Origin of the sequence: Modicisalibacter sp. MOD 31.J (assembly GCF_020147985.1) — a bacterium.
Taxonomy (GTDB): domain Bacteria; phylum Pseudomonadota; class Gammaproteobacteria; order Pseudomonadales; family Halomonadaceae; genus Modicisalibacter; species Modicisalibacter coralii.
In genome coordinates this window covers 324,184-342,369 of the sequence record NZ_JAGXFF010000006.1, presented here as the reverse complement: position 1 = coordinate 342,369, position 18,186 = coordinate 324,184, and the positions used below count along the sequence as shown (strand labels likewise).

Below are 18,186 nucleotides of genomic sequence, written 5' to 3'. Positions count from 1 at the left end.
CCGCTCGACGTGCGCAACCTCAAGAAGCGCTTCGGCGACAACGAGGTCCTCAAGGGCCTGTCCCTCGAGGCCCACCAGGGCGACGTGATCTCCCTCATCGGGGCCTCCGGCTCCGGCAAGAGCACCTTCCTGCGCTGCATGAACCTGCTCGAGATGCCCAACGAGGGCGAGCTGATCGTCCACGGCGAGGCAATCCGCTTCAAGGAGACCCGCCACGGTCGCGAGCCCGCCGACTGGAAACAGGTCGAGCGCATCCGCGCCAAGCTGGCGATGGTCTTCCAGGGCTTCAACCTGTGGGCCCACATGACGCTGATCGAGAACGTCATCGAGGCCCCCGTCCACGTCCTCGGCAAGCCCAGGAAGGAGGCCGTCGCGCATGCCCGCGACCTGCTCGAGCGGGTCGGCCTGGCCGAGCGCGCCGACTACTACCCCGCCCAGCTCTCCGGCGGCCAGCAGCAGCGCGGGGCGATCGCCCGGGCCCTGGCCATGGAGCCGGAGGTGATGCTGTTCGACGAGCCCACCTCGGCGCTCGACCCGGAGCTGGTCGGCGACGTGCTCAAGGTCATGCGCGATCTGGCCGACGAGGGCCGCACGATGATCGTGGTGACCCACGAGATGGCCTTCGCCCGCGACGTCTCGAGCCAGGTCATCTACCTGCACCAGGGGCGCGTCGAGGAAGCCGGGCCCCCCGCCGAGGTGCTGGGCAATCCGCGTTCGGAGCGTCTCAAGCAGTTCCTGGCGCCCAAGTTCTGAGCCCACCGGAGACACGTCTCATGATCGACCTGCAAGGTTACGGGCCGCGCCTGTTCCAGGGCGCCCTGGTCACCCTCGAGCTGGGCCTGCTGTCGCTGCTGCTGTCCATCGTCCTGGGGCTGGCGACCGCCACCGCCAAGATGTCGCGCAACTGGCTCCTCCATCGCATCGGCACGCTCTACACCACCCTGATCCGCGGGGTGCCGGACCTGGTGCTGATGATGCTGCTGTTCTTCGGCGGCCAGATCGGCGTCAACCTGATCACCGACTGGCTCTACGACCAGTTCGACATCGACATCTTCATCAACATCAACGAGTTCGTCGCCGGGGTGGTGACCATCGGCCTGATCTTCGGCGCCTACATGGGCGAGACCTTCCGCGGCGCCTTCATGGCCGTGGAGGGCGGCCAGATCGAGGCGGCCCGCGCCTACGGCATGTCCGAGTCGCTGATGTTCCGCCGCATCCGCTTCCCGCAGATGATGCGTCACGCCCTGCCGGGGCTGTCCAACAACTGGATGGTGCTGCTCAAGACCACCGCGCTGGTCTCGGTGATCGGCCTGACCGACATGGTCCGCGTCGCCGAGGAGGCGGCCAAGGCCACCCACGAGCCGTTCACCTTCCTGATCCCGGTGGCGGTGATCTACCTGCTGATCGCCAGCGTCTCGGAGTGGGCCTTCGCGCGACTGCAGAAACGCTACAACGTCGGCTTCGGGGAGACGAGCGCATGATGGAACGACTCGACGCCTGGTTCACCGAGCTGCTCGCCGGCAACGAGATCTTCACGGCGCAGACGCTGGGCTACTACCTGCACGGCCTGGCCAATACCGCCCAGCTGGTGCTGCTGTCGCTGCTGATCGGCCTGGTCCTGGCCGTGCCGCTGGCCATCGGCCGCAGCTCGTCCCGGCCCTGGCTGAAGTGGCCGATCTTCGCCTACACCTACGTGTTCCGCGGCACGCCGCTGCTGATCCAGCTCTACATCATCTACTACGGCGTGGTCTTCGTGGAGGGCATCCAGGACACCTGGCTGTGGGTCATCCTCGACAAGCCCTTCTACCCGGCGCTGATCGCCTTCACGCTGAACACCGCGGCCTACACCACCGAGATCTTCCGCGGCGCGATCAAGGCCACGCCCCGCGGCGAGATCGAGGCCGCCCGGGCCTACGGCATGTCCCGGGCCAAGATGATGCGGCGCATCGTGCTGCCCAGCGCCTTCCGTCGCGCGCTGCCGGCCTACGGCAACGAGGTGATCTTCATGCTCCACGCCAGCGCCATCGCCAGCGTGGTGACCATCATGGACCTCACCGGCGCGGCGCGCTTCGTGTATGCCCGCTTCTACGCGCCCTTCGATGCCTTCCTGTTCGTCGCGGCCATCTATCTGTGCCTGACGTTCGCCATCCTCTATCTGTTCCGCTTCCTGGAGGCCCGGCTGCTGGCGCATCTCAAGCCGCAAGCCTGAATCACGAGATCGAACGCGCGTTGGAAAACTGTCGCCCGCGACACTTTTTCCTCTTCCGACCCGTAAGCAGGTGATATACCGTGAACGGGTCATCGACCCGGCGGGGCTTGCCCGGGGTCGTTCACTACAAGAAACAGGGGTTATGTTTCCGATGAAAAAACTGCTCACCGTCACACTGCTGGGTGCCGCGATCGTCGCCGGCACCGCCCAGGCCCGCGACTACGACACCGTGCGCTTCGGTGTCGACGTCCCCTATGAGCCGATGGAATATCGTCTGCCCAACGGCGAACTGACCGGTTTCGACATCGACCTGGGCAACGCCCTGTGCCAGGAGATCGGCATCGAGTGCACCTGGACCGTCCAGGGCTGGGACGGCATCATCCCCGGGCTCAAGGCGCGCAAGTACGACGCCATCATGTCCTCGATGACCATCAACGACCAGCGTCGCAAGCAGGTGCTGTTCTCCGATCCGTACTTCACCCCGCCGTCCGCCTGGTTCGTGCCGGCCGACAGTGACATCCAGGTCCCCGCCAAGGAGACCCTCGAGGGCAAGACCATCGGCGTGCAGCGTGGCACCCTGCAGGACAACTACGCCACCGACATGTACGGCAGCGTCGCCGACATCAATCGCTACTCCACCGCCGACGACATCGTGCTGGACATGGAAGCCGGGCGCCTGGACATCGTCTTCCTCGACTTCCCGGTGGGCAAGTCGACCCTGCTCGACAGCGAGGATGGCAACTACAAGGTGGTCGGCAGCATGATCACCAAGCCCAAGAAATACTTCGGCGACGGTTTCGGCATCGCCTTCCGCCAGCGTGACGAGGATCTCGCCAAGCAGTTCAACGAGGCACTCGCCACCCTCAAGGAAAACGGCACCTACGACGAGATCTACAACAAGTATTTCGAGAACCAGCAGTAAGCCGACCCGCCCCGGCCATGCCGGGGCGCCTGCCTCCCCGCTCCCTTTCCTCCCGGACTTCCATTTCCCCCTTCCCGCCTGCCAGTTCGGTTGGCTTGAAGGGCGCGAACGCCTACTCTGTGCGCATCCACGCAATCACTCAGGGCCGTCGATGATTCGCACCTTTCAGCTGCAGCGCCAGACCATCAAGGAAGTCACCGAAGAGACCCAGCCCCTGGCCAGCCGCCTGGGGCAGGCCACCTGGATCGACGCCCACGAACCCGACGACGCCGAGCGCGAACGGCTCAACGCCTTTCTCGCCGACGAGTTGCCCGCCACCGACGAGGTCGAGGAGATCGAGTCCTCGGCACGCTACTTCGTCGATGCCGACGGCATTCACGTGCACTCACTGTTCCTGTCGCAGAGCGAGGGGCGCCATGGCACCACCACGGTGGCCTTCATCCTGCAGCCGGAACGGCTGATCACCTTCCGCGATTGCGAACTCGCCGATTTTCGCCTTCTGCGGCTGCGCGCGCGCAGCGGCCAGGTCGAGGCCGACTCGGCCCAGAACCTGATGATGACGATCTTCGAGCAGAAGGTGGAGAATCTCGCCGACACCCTCGAGGACATCCATCGCAAGCTCGAGGACGTCAGCCACCTGGTGCTCGAAGAAGAGGACTCGGACCTCGAGGATGCCATCGACCAGCTCGCCAAGCTCGAGGACAGCAACGGCAAGATCCGTCTGTGTCTGATGGATACCCAGCGTTCGGTGTCGTTCCTGATTCGCCACCTGCGCGGCCACGGCGACATTCAGGAAACCGCCCGCGAGGTGATGCGCGACGTCGAGACGCTGATGAGCCACACCGCCTTTCTGTTCGACAAGATCAACTTCCTGATGGACTCGACCCAGGGCTTCATCAACATCCAGCAGAACCAGATCATCAAGATCTTCTCGATCGCCGCGGTGGTCTTCCTGCCGCCGACCCTGGTGGCCAGCATCTACGGCATGAACTTCGAGCACATGCCGGAACTCTCCTGGCCATTCGGCTACCCCTTCGCGCTGGGGCTGATGGTTGCCGCCGGGGTGTCACCGTATCTGTACTTCAAGCACAAGAACTGGCTCTAGCCCGCCACCCAGCGCCCGTCTCAATGAGCGTGGGTACCTCCGACATGTTCCACCGCCGTGGTGGGCGGCGTATCGGCCTTCTCCTCGTCGGCGGGCTGAGCGAGCTCACGCAGGATGCCGCAGGCGCCGGTCTCGCCATCGCCGCGACAGCGCGCCCTCAGATCGACGAGCGCTTGGCGCAGGCTCGCGAGCTGGACCAGGCGCGTCTCCACGTGGCCGATGTGCTCATCGATCAGTTCGTTGACCTCGGCACAGTCGCGTTCGGGATGATCGCGATGCATCAAGAGGGTACGGATCTCGCCGAGGGTCATGTCGAGCGCCCGGCAGTGGCGGATGAAGGTCAGGCGTTCCACGTGTGTGGCGTCGTAGAGCCGGTAGTTGCCGGCACTGCGTGACGGCTCGGGCAGCAGGCCCTCTCTCTCGTAGTAGCGAATCGTCTCCACCTGGCAGGCGGTCTGACGCGCCAGTTCGCCGATCTTCATGTCCGTCTCTCCCGTCGCTCGCACCACCCGGGGGCAGTTCCCGACACCAAGCGTCTTACCACCCCAAGGATACCAGTGTAGAGGCTTGGCCAAGCCTCTGACCATCCTCCCCCGAACGCCCCGTTGGCCATGAAATTGCTTGATGCATGGCATCACCACGCCGACCCGGAGGCGACATGTTGAACTACGGACTGGAAGCGGCACGCATCGATCCCCACCTCATGGCGCCCTATACCACACTACGGCTGGGGAACGGCACGACCTGGCGCGTGCCTCATCGCGAGAACGTCATCCTGTTGCCCAGCGACGCCCGTCGTCGCCGGTTGCGGCGGTCCGGCCTGCCGGCGAGCGCCCTGTGGTGGGATGCCCGGGGCATTCGCAACGCCCGCGAGCACTGGTACTGGCAGCCCGAGGTCTCGGGCGAGACGGCACCCTGGCTGGAGACCATTCATCGCAGCTGGCCCTACCATCCCCCCGGCTGGCTGCTCGACGCCGATCTGGTGGTGCTGCACGGCAACGCCTTCGCCCGCGAGAAGACCCGACGCCAGCACCAGCAGCGCGCCCTGATACGCTTCTGGCGGCACCGTCGAACGCCGCTGCTCTACCTGGCCATCGACGGCCGCGATGCCTGGCACATGCAGCGGCTGACCAGCGAACGCTGACCGCGCACCGTTGCGGGGCGAACCCGGCCCGAGCCGCACCGCGGACGGGCGACCTCCTTCGCTCTTGCCCGCCCTTGCGTGCTGCCAGCGCCGCCGCCGCGGGCCTCGGCGGATTGGCACGGAAACTGCTTTATCTTCCGTGCATCGCCTCAGCGGCGGTATCCCTCGCGGGTGCCGCCGCTCGTTTTATCCGCTCGCAGCGTCACGCCGCGCGCCGTTCGATCGCCTCGCGCATGAAGTTGAGGATCCAGCGCACCATCAACTGGTCGTCGACCGGCGCATTGAGCGAAGCCAACCCTTCGCGTACCCGGTTGCCGGGGATCTTGTCACGGCGCCGCGTCATCAGATCCGCCGAATAATCCTTGGCGAATTCCGGATGGCCCTGCACGCCGAGGAAGATCTCGCCGACCTGCATCACGTAGATCGGGCAGAAGTCGCTCTCGGCGAGCACACAGGCACCGGCGGGCAGTCGGCTCACCTGATCCTGATGACTGACCACCAGGTCCAGCCCCTCCTGCCACGGCTGCATCCACTCGGCGCGTTCGGTGAGACGGTTGAACGACATCCCCACGCCCCAGCCGCGTTCGCTCTTGACCACCTCGCCGCCCAGCGCCTTGGCGATCAGTTGATGACCGAAGCAGATCCCCACCAGCGGCTTGTCGGCGGCCCACAGCTCGCGGATGAACGCACACAGCGACTCGATCCACGCATCGCCGTCGTTGACGCCGTACTTGGACCCGGTGGTCAGCCAGGCATCAACGGCATCGACATCCCCGGGAATCTCGCCGTCGAGACAGCGCCAGACGCGAAATTCCAGGGTCGGATCGACGGCACTGAACAGCCGCTCGAACATCTCGGGATAGTTGCCGTGACGAGGCTGCAGCGCCTCGTCGACGTCGTCGCACTGCAGCAGGCCGATTCGCATATCGCAGACTCCTCGGTTGGCGAAAGTGGCGGTTTCGCCAATAGTCTAAAGGCGTCCCTCCACCGCCGACAGGAACACCGCCTGGTAGCGTTGCGCATCGAAGGCGATCGGGTTGGAAGCCGACGACGGATCCGCCACGGCCATCCGCCCCACCCGCTCGGCGCGGGCGCCATCGATGCCCAGCTCGGTCAGGCTGTGCGGAATGCCCAGACGCTCGCGCAACTCGAGAACCCAGTCGATCACCGCCGTCGTGCCCGGCTGGCGCAGATCGAGATAGCGCCCCAGGCGCACCATGGGCTCGCCGATCGCGCATTCGTTGGCCCGCAGTACATAGGGCATCAGCACCGCGTTGAGCGTGCCGTGGTGGGCGTCGTAGAGCGCGCCCAGGGGGTGCGCCAGGGCGTGCATCGCCCCCAGGCCACGCTGGAAGGCGGTGGCCCCCATCATCGAGGCCACCAGCATCTGCTGGCGTGCCACCCGATCCTCGCCGTCGGCATGGGCGGCCGGCAGGAAGTCGCGGATCCGGCGCATGCCCTCGACCGCGATACCCTCGGCCATGGGGTGGTAGTTGGGTGAACACCATGCCTCCATGCAGTGGGACAGCGCATCCATGCCGGTGGCGGCGGTGATCGCCGGCGGCAGCCCCACGGTGAGCTCGGGATCGAGGATCACCGTCTTGGGCATCATGCCGGGATGAAAGATGATCCGCTTGACCTCGGCCTGCTCATCGGTGATCACCGACGCGCGCCCCACCTCGGAGCCGGTGCCGGCGGTGGTGGGCACGGCGACCACCGGGACGACCGCCCGGCCATCGGCGTTCTTCCAGTTGTCGCCGATATCCTCCAGCGACCACAGCGATACCCCGTCGGCCTGCTTGGCCATCAGCGCCACCGCCTTGGCGGCATCGAGCCCGGAACCGCCGCCGAAGGCGATCACCCCGTCGTGGCCGCCATCGCGGAAGGCCGCAACACCGTCGGCGACGTTACGCCCGGTGGGGTTGCCCTTGATGGCGCTGAACACCGCACAGTCGAGCCCCGCTTCGCGACAGCGCTCGACGGCCGACGCGACCATCGGCAGCTCGGCAAGCCCCGGATCGGTGACCAGCAGCGGCGCGGTCATGCCCAGCGCCCGACAGGCATCCGGCAGCTCCCGGGCACGCCCCACGCCGGTGAGGATCTGGGCCGGATAGTTCCAGCCCGTGGTGAATCGACTCATATCGTCTTGGCTCATGATGACCTCGTTTCGTTAGCGCCATAAGCCTGAAGCTGTAAGCGTTAAGCCCCCCATTCAGCTTACGGCTTCAAGCATGCTTGAGATGAAAGGACTTGGGCCTCGTCAACGTCTCGTACCCCACCCGCGACAGCGAGCAGCCGCGCCCCGACTGCTTGACCCCGGTCCAGGCCAGCTCGGGGTCGAGATAGTCGCAACGGTTGGTGAACACCGTACCGGCCTCGAGGCGCCGGGCCAGCGCCTCGCCGGTGGCGATGTCGCGGGTGAACACCGCCGCGGTGAGGCCGAAGTCGCTGTCGTTCATCAGGGCCACGGCCTCGTCGTCGGAGTCCACCGCCATGATGCCCACTACCGGGCCGAAGCTCTCCTCGCGCATGACCCGCATGGAGTGATCCACCCCGGTCAGCACCTGGGGCGCCAGGTAGGCGCTGCCCGGCCGCGACAGCGGGTAGTCGCCGGGGTCGATCCAGGCCCGGGCCCCGGCGGCCACGGCCTCCTCGACCTGGCCGCGCACGAAATCGGCGGCGGCGGGCTTGACCACCGGCCCCAGGGTCGTCGCCGGGTCGGTGGGATTGCCTAGGCGCAGCTCACGGACCCAGGCCACCGCCCGCTCGAGAAAGGTGTCGAAGATCTCGCGATGGACGTAGAGGCGCTCGATGGCGCAGCAGCTCTGCCCCGAGTTGAAGAAGGCCCCGTCCATGACTCCGGGCACGGCGGTGTCCAGGTCGGCGTCGGCGCGCACGTAGGCCGGGTCCTTGCCCCCCAGTTCCAGCCCGGTGGCGATGAAGCGCCCGGCGGCATTGCGCTCGACCATCTCGCCGCCGCCAACCGAGCCGGTGAAGGCGACGTGATCGATGCGCGGGTCACGGATCAGTGCCTCGGTGGCCGCGTGGGAGAGGTGCAGGTGCTGGAAGACGCCTCCCGGCAGGCCGGCGGCGTCGAAGGCCTCCTGGAGGCGCTCGGCGCACAGCGGGGTCTGGGCCGAGTGCTTGAGGATCACCGCATTGCCGGCCATCAGCGCCGGGACGATGGCGTTCACCGCGGTCATGAAAGGGAAGTTCCAGGGCGCCACGATGAAGGACACCCCCAGCGGCTCACGGGTGATATAGCGGGTGAAGCCCGGCTTGTCGGGCAACACAACGGGGGCCAGGGCGGCCTCGGCCAGGCCGATCATGCCCCGGGCGCGCTCCTCGAAGCCGCCGATCTCGCCGCCGCCGGCGGCGATCGGCCGGCCCATCTGCCAGGTCAGTTCCTCGGCCAGGGAGTCGCGGCGAGCGACGATGGCGTCGACCATCGCCGAGCAGTAGCGGGCGCGCTGGCCGAGCGGGGTCTCGCGCCAGGCCCGCTGGGCCGCCACCGCCCGATCCAAGGCCGCCTCCACCCGGGCCGGATCGGCCAGCTCGCGCTCGACATAGACCGAGCCGTCCACCGGAGAAATCGTCTGTTGTATGGCCATGATCTGGCGTTCTCCCAATCAATATTGTCGCGTAGGAAACCTTGAAGACGCGTCATGAGCGAACGCAGGTCGTGCGCGGCCGGAGCGCAGGATCCGGAGCCTACTCCAGTAGGGGAGGAATCCTGACCGGTCTGGCGTTCCAGCACCGCCCGCGTACGAGATGCGCAGCGCAATAGCGTATTCATCGTTTCCTCAAATGATTTCGAAGTAGCGGTCCAATTCCCAGTCCGTGATATGCCGCCGGAACTCCCGCTCCTCCCACTCCCGGGTGGCGGCGAAGTGCTCGACGAAGGCATCGCCGAACAGCTCGCGCGCCGCCTCGGAGGCCCTGAGCCGCTGGGCGGCCTCCCAGAGGGTGGCGGGCAGCGCCTGGTGGGCCGGGTGATCCAGCTCGTAGGCATTGCCCTGGACCGGCTCGTCGGGCTCCAGGCGCTGCTCGATGCCGTATAGACCGGCGCCGATGGCGGCGGCCAGCGCCAGGTAGGGGTTGGCGTCGGCGCTGCCCAGCCGGTACTCGACCCGCTGGGACTTGTCGCTGCCGGGGATCACCCGCAGGGCCGTGGTGCGGTTCTCCACGCCCCAGGTGGCCTCGGTGGGCGCCCAGAAGCCGGGGATCAGCCGGGTGTAGCTGTTGATGGTGGGCGCGAACATCGCCAGCAGCTCCGGCATCAGCTTCTGCTGACCGGCCACGAAGTGACGCTGGACATCGCTCATCCGGTAGGGCTGTTCGGCATCGAAGAAGGCCGAGCGTCCCGAGTCGCGCTCGCGCAGCGACAGATGGATATGGCCGCTCTGTCCCGGGTAGTCGGGCGACCACTTGGCCATGAAGGTCGCCATCAGCCCGCGGCGCTGGGCCCAGACCTTGGTGAAGGTCTTGAACAGCGCGCCCTTGTCGCCGGCGGCCAGGCCACCATCCACGGCGATGGCCGCCTCGAGCACGCCCGGCCCGGTCTCCGTGTGCAGGCCCTCGATGGGGAAGTCCATGGTCTCGGCCAGCGCCAGCAGCTCGTGGTAGAGCTCGCTGTGCACCGAGCTCCTGAGCATGGAGTAGCCCATCATGTCGGGTGTCAGGGGCCTCAGGTTGCGAAAGCCCTTCTCGCGCACCGACTCGGGAGTCTCCTGGAACAGGAAGAACTCGTACTCCAGGGAGCCGAAGGCGTCGTAGCCCATCTCGCGGCCCCGCTCGAGCACCCGCTTGAGCAGCCCCCGGGGGCAGATGTCGCCGGCGGGGCCGGCGAAGTCGGCCAGGAACAGCAGCATGCCGCCGCCCTCGCGGGGCAGCTCGCGGCAGCTCTCGGGAATGACCCGTAGCGGGGCGTCGGGATAGCCGGTGTGCCAGCCGGTAAACTGCACATTGTCGTAGAGCTCGTCCTTGCTGTCCCAGCCCAGCACCACGTCGCAGAAGGCGAAACCATCCTCCAGGGCCGAGAAGAACTTCTCGCGCTGCATGTACTTGCCGAGCATCACACCGTCCATGTCGAACATGCCCACCTTGACGTGGCTGAGGCCGCGCTCCTCGACGATGCGCCGGGCATCTTCCGCGGTCTTGATGTCTCGCGCCTGCATTCCGCTCATCGTGGGGTCCTCGTTGAGTCTGTTGCTGTTGTTGTCGACGTCGTCGCCGGTCCACTGCCGGAGTGACGAGTCGTAAGGATTAGACCGTGCCCGGGGCCGGGTCTTCATCCGCCAGCTCCTGCTCGGCCCGGGCGATGGCCTCGAACTCCTCCTCCGGTGCCTGGGCTACCAGATGGTGACGGCTGTAGAGGCCGAAGTAGGCAAGCATCACGGCATAGAAGACCGCCGACCACAGGGCCGCCTCGACGCTGACCACGAAGGTCGACAGGAAAGCGACGATGGCCAGCCCGAAGGCCATGCCCGAGGTCAGGGTGCCGCCCGGGGTCCGGTAGGGGCGTTCGAGTTCGGGCTCGCGGCGGCGCAGCAGGATATGGGAGAGGGTCATCATGGCGTAGGAGATGGTGGCGCCGAACACCGCCATGGTGATCATCAGGTCTCCCTTGCCGGTGAGCGACAGCAGAAAGCCGATCACGCCGGGCACGATCAGCGCCAGGTAGGGCACCTTGCGCACGCCGGTAACCGATAGCCAGCGCGGCAGGTAGCCGGCCCGGGACAGGGCGAAGGTCTGGCGGGAATAGCCGAAGATGATCGAGAAGAAGGAAGCGATCAGGCCGGCCAGGCCCACCAGGTTGACGAAGCCGGCCGCCCAGGAGTCGGGGCCATAGACCGCCTGCAGGGCACCGACCAGGGGCGCCGCATGCTCGCTCATGGCCGCCGCCCCGGCGCCGCCGGGTGCCAGCAGCAGCACGCAGGCGGCGAACACCAGCAGCACCAGCATGGCGGTGATGATGCCCCGCGGCATGTCGCGGCCCGGATCCCCGGCTTCCTCTGCGGCCAGGGGCACGCCCTCTACGGCCAGGAACAGCCAGATGGCGAAGGGCAGCGCCCCCCAGATGCCCATGACGCCCTCCGGCAGGAAGGTCGAGGCCCCTACGGCCCCGGCAGTGGGGGCAATGTCGAAGAGGTTGTCAACGCTGAAGTGCGGCACCATGCCGACCACGAAGACCAGGATGGCCACCACCGCCAGCGCCGTGATGCCCATCATGATCTTCAGCGCCTCCCCGGCGCCCCACAGGTGGATGCCGACGAAGAGCGCATAGAAGGCGGCATAGACCAGCGGGCCATTGAGGCCGATCAGCTCGTTGACGTAGCCGCCGATGAAGATGGCGATGGCCGCCGGGGCGATGGCATATTCCAGCAGGATCGCGGTGCCGGTGATGTAGCCCCCCCAGGGGCCCAGGGCGCGCCGTGCGAAGCTGTAGCCGCCGCCGGCGGTGGGCAGCGAGGAGGACAACTCGGCGATGGACAGCACCATGGCGGTGTACATGATCGCCATCAGCACGGTGGCCACCAGCATGCCGCCGAAGCCGCCGGCGGCCAGGCCGAAGTTCCAGCCGGCGTAGTCGCCGGAAATCACGTAGGACACGCCGAGACTGGCCAGCAGGATCCAGCCCGCCGCGCCCTTCTTCAGCTTGCGTTTCTCGAGGTAGTTCGTGTCGACGGACTCGTAGTCCACCGAGGAGGGGTGGGAATGGCTCATCGAAGTCTCCCTATGGCTTCTTGTCATTGTCGGTGACGACCAGGCCGGGGCCCGACCGTGCAGGAATTGCCACGAGCTTGGGCCAGTGTGGTCCTCGGCGATTGCCGGCAGCAAACAGCATCGGCGTGGCCGACGGCTTGGCTATAGGTAAAATCGATAGTGCGTATCCAGGGTGCGTCCCAGGGCCATCCGGCCCCGTGACGGCGAGGTCTCAGAGTCCCTGGATATCGGGCACCACCCAGGGAAGGTGGCGCTGCAGTTCACCGAGGAAGCGGCCCTCCAGTAGGCGGCGGCTGTCGCGGGCCAACCGGGCAGGCAAGCCACCGAGCTCGTCCCGGCGTGCCACCAGGGTCAGGTCGCGGCGCAGGGGACCGAGGGGAAGCGGTACGGCGCGAACGTCGAGGTGATCCAGCCCGGCCTGGTAGAGGCACAGCGGGGTGGTGATGGTCCAGCCGGCTCCGCCGGCGACCAGGCTCAACACGGCGTAGGTGTTGTCCAGGTGCAGCCTGCCCGGCAGCTCCAGTTGGTTGAGGCGCAGGTGGCGCTCGATGGCCTGGCCGATCAGCGCCTGAGGGGTGTAGCGCACGAAGTCCAGTTGCCGAGCCAGCCAGCGCAGGTTGTCCACCGGACCATCCCAGTCCGCGGGCAGTACCAGCACGAAGGGCTCGCCGAGCACGGGATGGCGCTCAAGGCCGTCGTAGTTCTCCAGGCGATCGTCGGAGAGGATGATGTCCACGTGGCGGGTCAGCAGCGCATGGCCATGCATGTGGGAGAGCCCGGTGGTCAGGGTGTAGTCAGCGGTATGCCGGCGGATCACCTCCAGCAGCGGCTGGCCAACGGCAGTGGCCAGGGAATCGACCAGCGCCAGCCGCACCTGATGGAGTTGACGGTAGGTACGCCCCTGCAGCTCGCGACGCACCGCCCGGGCATCGTCGAGCATCTTGCGCGCCCGGTCGTAGAAGAAGCGCCCCGCCGAGGTGGCCTCCAGGGGCCGTGAGTGGCGCTTGAACAGCGGCGTACCCATCGCCTCCTCGAGATTGGCCAGGCTCTGCGAGACCGTCGACTGACGCACGCCCAGGCTCCGTGCGGCCGCGGTCTGACTGCCGCGCTCGAGCACTTCGACGAAGATCTCCATGCTGCGTAGATCGAATCCGAAACCGCCACGCATCCTGACCGCTCCCTGACATCGACACCGCTCTTCGGCCCCTCGCAGATACCACGCCAGCACTGGCAAGCGGCGGCGTCTCCCGCTATCGTAGCGCGTCGCATGCCATGGAGCCCGCTATGCGTACCACCGTTTCTTCACGTCCCGGGGCACTCGCCCGCCCCTCCTCGGCCTGGATTGGCTGGGGGCAGTGGATCGCCCTGATCACCATGACCCTCGACCACGTCACGCGCTATCTATTGCCCGAGGCCTGGCATGCCGACTGGGTCGGCTCGTCGCTGGGCCGCATCGCCTTTCCGCTGTTCGCCGGCATGGTCGCCTGGCACGCCCTGTTCAACACCCGCGATCCAATGCGCTACGCGCGACGCATCCTGATCATCGGCCTGATCGCCCAACTGCCCTATCTGACCATGCCGCGCGACGGCTTCCAGTGGAACATCTGCTTCACCCTGGCACTGGGTCTGTACTGGGGCAGCTGGCTGCGCAAACTCACCCGCCGCGACGCCACCACGACCTGGCGCACCGCCCTTCCGGTTCTGGTCGGTTCGCTGCTGGTCTGGCTATGGCTGGGTCCTTGGATGGAGTACGGGCATCGAGGGCTATTGCTGGTCCCCGCCTACATGCTGGCGATCCACGCACTGCACCGTGCCAGTGAGACACCGCTGGAACGCCTATCGTCCCTGGCCGCGAGCCTCCCACTGCTGCTGACGGCGGGGCTGATGAATCATTCCTCAATGGCCAAGTCGTTCACGGTCGCCACCGCCACGGTCGTCCTGCTGATGGCCATCGGCGCCTCACAGCGAATCCCCGCGATCGGCTATCGTATGCCGCGCCGTCTCTGGCTGGCCTGGTATCCGGCGCATTTCGCCGCTATCGCCATGCTTTTGTACCTCATACCGGATCTCGCTCGCTGAACGTCGGCCGGACCTCAACGATTCGAGTGGGCGTGACGGCGCTCCTCGAAGACCTCGAGCAGCGCCGCGTACGGCATCGGCCGAAAGAACCGGAAGCCCTGGAAGCAGTGACAACCGTGGGTCTCGAGAAAGGCCTGCTGCTCCGCGGTCTCGATACCCTCGGCGACCACGCTCAGGTGCAGATGCCCGGCCACGGCGATGATGGCCTGGACGATCGCCGCGTCGTTGCTGTCGTCGAGTTCCTGAATGAAGCTGCGATCGATCTTCAGCTCGTCGAGTGGCAGTCGCTTGAGATAGGACAGCGACGAATAGCCCACCCCGAAATCGTCGATCGCCAGTCCCACGCCGATCCCCTTGAGAATGCGCATCGTCTCGATGGTCTCGAACAGGTCGTCGATCAGCACCCCTTCGGTTATCTCGAGCTGCAAACGCGCCGGATCGATGCCCGAACGACTCACGCAGGACTCGACGGCCTCGATGAAGTTCGCCTGACCGAACTGACGCGGACTGATGTTGATCGACAGCCGCGGCAGGCAACGGGCATCCAGCCGCTGCAGGGTCTCGCAGGCCCGAACCAGCACCCAGTCGCCGAGTTCGAGGATCAGGCCGCTCTCTTCCGCCACCGGAATGAACTCGGCCGGCGAGACCATGCCGCGCTTGGGATGGTGCCAGCGCAGCAGCGCCTCGGCGCCGATGATATGCCCGTCGCTGTCCACCTGCGGCTGGTAATGCAGCTCCAGTTGCCCCGGGTTCTCGAGCGCCTGGCGCAGGTCCTGTTCGAGGGTCAGGCGCTGCAGGGCGACCACATGCATGCTCGGCAGGTAATGACAGGCCCTGGCGCGTCCTTCCGCCTTGGCCTGGTACATCGCCGTCTCGGCCTGCTTGATCAGATCGACGGCGCTTGTCTCGTCATCGCCGAACAGCACGAAACCGATGCTCGGGGTGATCTTGAGACTCCGCTCGGCGATCCGGTAGGGCACCGACAGGGCCTGCATGATGCGCTCGGCGACACGCCTGACGGCAGCACCGGCCTGGTCGTCGTCATGCCTGAGCGAGGGGATCATCACCACGAATTCGTCGCCGCTGACCCGGGCGGCGAGGTCGTCGTCGCGCAGCAGCGCGACCAGACGCTGGGCCGCGACGGTGAGTATCTGGTCGCCCGCCGCATGACCCAGCGATTCATTGACCTTCTTGAAGCGGTCGAGATCGACGAACAGCAAGGCACCGCGCTCGCCTCGCGCCCGACAGCGTACCCGGGTCTGGTCGATCCGGTCGAGCAGCAGACGCCGGTTGGGCAGCGCCGTCAGCGGATCGTAGAAGGCCTGGCGATGGATGGTCGCCTCGGCCTGACGGTGCTCGGTCAGATCCTCGACCACCGCCACCCCGCCGGTGATCTCGCCACGGGAATCGCGGATGCCGCTGAACAGCACACGCAACGGCCGCGAGACCCGGGTCAGGACCGACGTGTAGTCGCCTTCGAAATAGCCCTGGCCGACCGACAGCGCCTGGCTGATCCCGCGGATGAAGCGGGCATCCTCGAGCGTGCCGAACAGGTCCAGACCGATCACTCGCTCTCGCGTGGCACCCATGAACTCGAGCAGCTTGTCGTTGCAATCGATCAGCCGGCCATCCCGGTCGAAATGAAAGACCCCCAGCGGCGAGGCGTGAAAGATCGCCCGATAGCGACTCTCGCTTTCGCGCAGGTCGCGTTCGCGGGCCCCCATCTCGACCTTGAGCCGGATGTTCTCGTGCAACACGCGACTCAAGCGGTAACTGGCCACCAGCACGAAGGCCAGAAACAACGCGACCATCGTCGCGAGCTTCCAGGCCGGCCCGCTGCCGACCCAGGCATACTGGAGGGCCAAGGGTGCGATGAGAGGTACCAGAAACAGCGCCGCCACCCACCAGACGGACGCCAGCGTCGTCACGCCGGCGGCACCGACGCCGGCAATGGTGAGCACCAGGGCCAACTGGTATTGCAGATACTGATGGGGAAACAGCGCGAGACTCGCCGCCCCCCACAGGGCGCCGGACACCAGAGCACCGACGGCGGCGAGGCGCAACCAGCATGGCCGAGCCTGTTCGTCAGGCGGCAGACGGCGGTAACGGCGACCACAGTCCAGGCGGATCAGCGAGACGACGAGCATGGCGATGAACCACGCCAGCAACTCGGCGTGGGCGACCACCGGCCAGAGTACCCCGACCAGCAGCGCGGCGACCAACAGGCTCGCGACGACCGGCTGCCACACACCCTCGTAGAGCATGCGGACCTGCTCGCTGCGTATTCGGTGGCACGTTGGTTCGCTGTCCTGGTCTCTGCTCGGCAAGGCCGACGCCCCCGCTGTGTTCCCTGGTGATAGACCTAGACGCCCGATGATCTCCGGAGCGCACGACATCACTTCGCTCCTCGCGCCGGGTCTGTTTACAGACTTTGCATGTTTGTTTTCTCTTGTTTAGCGAACACCCGCCGGACGAATTAAGCAACCCGCAATAGGGCGAATTCGCGTCAGAAAATGCCTGGCGAGCCGAACGCCCCGACCTCCCCTACCCGGTTTTTCGGCAAGGATGGCGAAAACATGAATCAACGCCCCGCTCGCCCCTTCGCCGGGTGCCGTATACCCGGCAACGCTCTCGGGGCGAGGCGCCGATCCTTTGCAGCGACCAGGGTTGGACGCGTGCGGTTGCATCGCGCTCAGTCCTGCTATGCTTGCCAGGGTGGTAAGTTTCACCTCGAAAGACCTACCATCGATCATTGAGTCATCGCGCGACCGGCGGCGGGAAGCCAGCCGCTGGTCCGCACTACCGTTCAACGAGCCTAGGAAGACCGTATGAAACGCCCGTTTCGCATTGCCGTCACCGGTGCTGCCGGTAGTATCAGCAACTCGCTGCTTTTCCGCCTTGCCGCCGGGGAGGTGTTCGGCAACGACCAGCCCCTGATCCTGCAACTGATCGAGCGGCCGGAGGCCATGGAAGCGCTGCGCGGCATGGCGATGGAGCTCGAGGACTGTGCCTTCCCGTTGCTGCACAACGTTCGTCTGCACGACAACGCCGAGGAGGGTTTCCGTAACGTCGACTTCGCGTTCTTGATCGGCGCCAAGCCGCGCGGACCCGGCATGGAGCGCGCCGACCTGCTCGCCGCCAACGCCGAGATCTTCAGCGCCCAGGGCCGCGCGCTCAACGACCACGCCAATCCCGACGTGCGGGTGCTGGTGGTCGGCAACCCGGCCAACACCAACGCGCTGATCGCCAGCCGCAACGCGCCGGACCTGTCACCCGCCCAGTTCACCGCCATGAGCCGACTCGATCACAACCGGGCCAAGGGCATGATCGCCAACCGGCTGGGCTTCAACAGCGCCGACATCAAGAAGGTCGCCATCTGGGGCAACCACAGCGCCAGCCAGTACCCCGATCTGCATCACGCCGAGGCCATGGGCCAGGCGATCTGGCCAGAGCTGGATCCCAAGTGGGTGGACGACGAATTCATCCCGCGGGTCCAGAAGCGTGGCGCCGAGATCATCACCGCCCGCGGTCAGTCGAGCGCCGCCTCCGCAGCCCAGGGTGCCATCGACCAGATGCGCGACTGGTACCAGGGCACGCCGGACGACGACTTCGTCAGCATGTGCGTGGTCTCCGACGGCAGCTACGGCGTGACCAAGGGCATCGTGTTCTCCTTCCCGGTGCGTTGTCGCTACGGCCGCTACGAGATCGTCCAGGGCCTGCCCATCGACGACGCGGGACAGAAACGTATCGACGCCACCGAGAAGGAACTCCTCGAGGAGAAAGCCGCCGTCGAGCATCTGCTCCCCGACGAGACCGAGGCCCAGCATCTCGACATGCGCGCCACCCTGCGCTCCGGGGCGACACGCTACGGCGAGGAGGACACCCTCGACGACAGCGAGGCCAGCGTCCTGCGCACCGATCGCGTGCTGTAACCCCGCCCGCACCGGCGCGCCCGCCACGGGCGTGCCGGCTCCCCCAGCCCGGCCGCCCCCCCCCCGACG

Annotated in this window: 16 protein-coding genes; 8 read left to right on the top strand and 8 right to left on the bottom strand. The window is 66.6% G+C overall.

Going from position 1 to position 18,186, the window contains the following annotated elements; all coding sequences use genetic code 11:
• The 5 genes from KGR00_RS21380 to corA form a co-directional block, all read left to right on the top strand.
• Positions 1-753, top strand: a 753-nt coding sequence (locus KGR00_RS21380; RefSeq protein ID WP_239032071.1) for an ATP-binding cassette domain-containing protein, incomplete at its 5' end; no start/stop codon positions are given.
• Between the two features lie 20 nt (positions 754-773).
• Positions 774-1,481 (top strand): ABC transporter permease, encoded by a 708-nt coding sequence (locus tag KGR00_RS21375; RefSeq protein ID WP_224424106.1) that lies wholly within the window; start codon positions 774-776, stop codon positions 1,479-1,481.
• Positions 1,481-2,209 (top strand): ABC transporter permease, encoded by a 729-nt coding sequence (locus KGR00_RS21370; protein WP_224419878.1) that lies wholly within the window; start codon positions 1,481-1,483, stop codon positions 2,207-2,209. Before KGR00_RS21375 ends, KGR00_RS21370 begins: the two co-directional genes overlap by 1 nt.
• Before the next feature lie 151 nt (positions 2,210-2,360).
• Positions 2,361-3,131 (top strand): transporter substrate-binding domain-containing protein, encoded by a 771-nt coding sequence (locus KGR00_RS21365; RefSeq protein ID WP_224419252.1) that lies wholly within the window; start codon positions 2,361-2,363, stop codon positions 3,129-3,131.
• 151 nt (positions 3,132-3,282) lie between these two features.
• Positions 3,283-4,236 (top strand): magnesium/cobalt transporter CorA, encoded by a 954-nt coding sequence (gene corA, locus KGR00_RS21360; protein WP_224419251.1) that lies wholly within the window; start codon positions 3,283-3,285, stop codon positions 4,234-4,236.
• A gap of 20 nt (positions 4,237-4,256) precedes the next feature.
• On the opposite strand, the gene cadR is transcribed toward corA, so the two are convergent.
• Entirely contained in the window at positions 4,257-4,718 is a 462-nt protein-coding gene (gene cadR / locus KGR00_RS21355) for a Cd(II)/Pb(II)-responsive transcriptional regulator (RefSeq protein WP_224419250.1), read from the bottom strand.
• Between the two features lie 176 nt (positions 4,719-4,894).
• Here cadR and KGR00_RS21350 point away from each other — a divergent pair, with 176 nt between their 5' ends.
• A complete protein-coding gene (locus KGR00_RS21350; protein WP_224419249.1) occupies positions 4,895-5,380 on the top strand; it encodes a hypothetical protein in 486 nt (161 codons plus the stop codon).
• Between the two features lie 202 nt (positions 5,381-5,582).
• On the opposite strand, the gene KGR00_RS21345 is transcribed toward KGR00_RS21350, so the two are convergent.
• From KGR00_RS21345 to KGR00_RS21320, 6 genes are all read right to left on the bottom strand, one after another.
• Positions 5,583-6,305, bottom strand: coding sequence for a gamma-glutamyl-gamma-aminobutyrate hydrolase family protein (locus KGR00_RS21345; protein ID WP_129141388.1), 723 nt, complete (start codon positions 6,303-6,305; stop codon positions 5,583-5,585).
• A gap of 45 nt (positions 6,306-6,350) precedes the next feature.
• Entirely contained in the window at positions 6,351-7,535 is a 1,185-nt protein-coding gene (locus KGR00_RS21340; protein WP_224419248.1) for an iron-containing alcohol dehydrogenase, read from the bottom strand.
• A 70-nt stretch (positions 7,536-7,605) separates the two neighbouring features.
• Positions 7,606-8,991 (bottom strand): aldehyde dehydrogenase family protein, encoded by a 1,386-nt coding sequence (locus tag KGR00_RS21335; RefSeq protein WP_224419247.1) that lies wholly within the window; start codon positions 8,989-8,991, stop codon positions 7,606-7,608.
• A gap of 192 nt (positions 8,992-9,183) precedes the next feature.
• Positions 9,184-10,566 carry a glutamine synthetase family protein gene (locus KGR00_RS21330; RefSeq protein ID WP_224419246.1) on the bottom strand — a complete coding sequence of 461 codons (1,383 nt, stop codon included), beginning with the start codon at positions 10,564-10,566 and terminating at the stop codon, positions 9,184-9,186.
• A 79-nt stretch (positions 10,567-10,645) separates the two neighbouring features.
• Positions 10,646-12,106, bottom strand: a complete 1,461-nt coding sequence (gene eat, locus KGR00_RS21325; protein WP_224419245.1) for an ethanolamine permease — start codon at positions 12,104-12,106, stop codon at positions 10,646-10,648.
• A 211-nt stretch (positions 12,107-12,317) separates the two neighbouring features.
• Positions 12,318-13,274, bottom strand: coding sequence for a LysR family transcriptional regulator (locus KGR00_RS21320; RefSeq protein ID WP_224419244.1), 957 nt, complete (start codon positions 13,272-13,274; stop codon positions 12,318-12,320).
• Between the two features lie 116 nt (positions 13,275-13,390).
• Here KGR00_RS21320 and KGR00_RS21315 point away from each other — a divergent pair, with 116 nt between their 5' ends.
• Positions 13,391-14,185, top strand: a complete 795-nt coding sequence (locus KGR00_RS21315) for a TraX family protein (RefSeq protein ID WP_224419243.1) — start codon at positions 13,391-13,393, stop codon at positions 14,183-14,185.
• A 14-nt stretch (positions 14,186-14,199) separates the two neighbouring features.
• Here KGR00_RS21315 and KGR00_RS21310 read toward each other — a convergent pair whose 3' ends face one another.
• Positions 14,200-16,449 carry an EAL domain-containing protein gene (locus KGR00_RS21310; RefSeq protein WP_129141381.1) on the bottom strand — a complete coding sequence of 750 codons (2,250 nt, stop codon included), beginning with the start codon at positions 16,447-16,449 and terminating at the stop codon, positions 14,200-14,202.
• Positions 16,450-17,013: 564 nt separating this feature from the next.
• Here KGR00_RS21310 and KGR00_RS21305 point away from each other — a divergent pair.
• Entirely contained in the window at positions 17,014-18,117 is a 1,104-nt protein-coding gene (locus tag KGR00_RS21305; protein ID WP_129141380.1) for a malate dehydrogenase, read from the top strand.
• Positions 18,118-18,186 lie beyond the last annotated feature (69 nt).

What these genes read in the sequence shown, in the direction of transcription:
- cadR (WP_224419250.1), bottom strand. Translation starts at nt 4,718, where the DNA reads ATGAAGATCGGCGAACTGGCGCGTCAGACCGCCTGCCAGGTGGAGACG.
- eat (WP_224419245.1), bottom strand. Translation starts at nt 12,106, where the DNA reads ATGAGCCATTCCCACCCCTCCTCGGTGGACTACGAGTCCGTCGACACG.
- KGR00_RS21315 (WP_224419243.1), top strand. Translation starts at nt 13,391, where the DNA reads ATGCGTACCACCGTTTCTTCACGTCCCGGGGCACTCGCCCGCCCCTCC.
- KGR00_RS21365 (WP_224419252.1), top strand. Translation starts at nt 2,361, where the DNA reads ATGAAAAAACTGCTCACCGTCACACTGCTGGGTGCCGCGATCGTCGCC.
- KGR00_RS21320 (WP_224419244.1), bottom strand. Translation starts at nt 13,274, where the DNA reads ATGCGTGGCGGTTTCGGATTCGATCTACGCAGCATGGAGATCTTCGTC.
- KGR00_RS21345 (WP_129141388.1), bottom strand. Translation starts at nt 6,305, where the DNA reads ATGCGAATCGGCCTGCTGCAGTGCGACGACGTCGACGAGGCGCTGCAG.
- KGR00_RS21370 (WP_224419878.1), top strand. Translation starts at nt 1,481, where the DNA reads ATGGAACGACTCGACGCCTGGTTCACCGAGCTGCTCGCCGGCAACGAG.
- KGR00_RS21310 (WP_129141381.1), bottom strand. Translation starts at nt 16,449, where the DNA reads ATGCTCTACGAGGGTGTGTGGCAGCCGGTCGTCGCGAGCCTGTTGGTC.
- corA (WP_224419251.1), top strand. Translation starts at nt 3,283, where the DNA reads ATGATTCGCACCTTTCAGCTGCAGCGCCAGACCATCAAGGAAGTCACC.
- KGR00_RS21335 (WP_224419247.1), bottom strand. Translation starts at nt 8,991, where the DNA reads ATGGCCATACAACAGACGATTTCTCCGGTGGACGGCTCGGTCTATGTC.
- KGR00_RS21305 (WP_129141380.1), top strand. Translation starts at nt 17,014, where the DNA reads ATGAAACGCCCGTTTCGCATTGCCGTCACCGGTGCTGCCGGTAGTATC.
- KGR00_RS21375 (WP_224424106.1), top strand. Translation starts at nt 774, where the DNA reads ATGATCGACCTGCAAGGTTACGGGCCGCGCCTGTTCCAGGGCGCCCTG.
- KGR00_RS21340 (WP_224419248.1), bottom strand. Translation starts at nt 7,535, where the DNA reads ATGAGCCAAGACGATATGAGTCGATTCACCACGGGCTGGAACTATCCG.
- KGR00_RS21330 (WP_224419246.1), bottom strand. Translation starts at nt 10,566, where the DNA reads ATGAGCGGAATGCAGGCGCGAGACATCAAGACCGCGGAAGATGCCCGG.
- KGR00_RS21350 (WP_224419249.1), top strand. Translation starts at nt 4,895, where the DNA reads ATGTTGAACTACGGACTGGAAGCGGCACGCATCGATCCCCACCTCATG.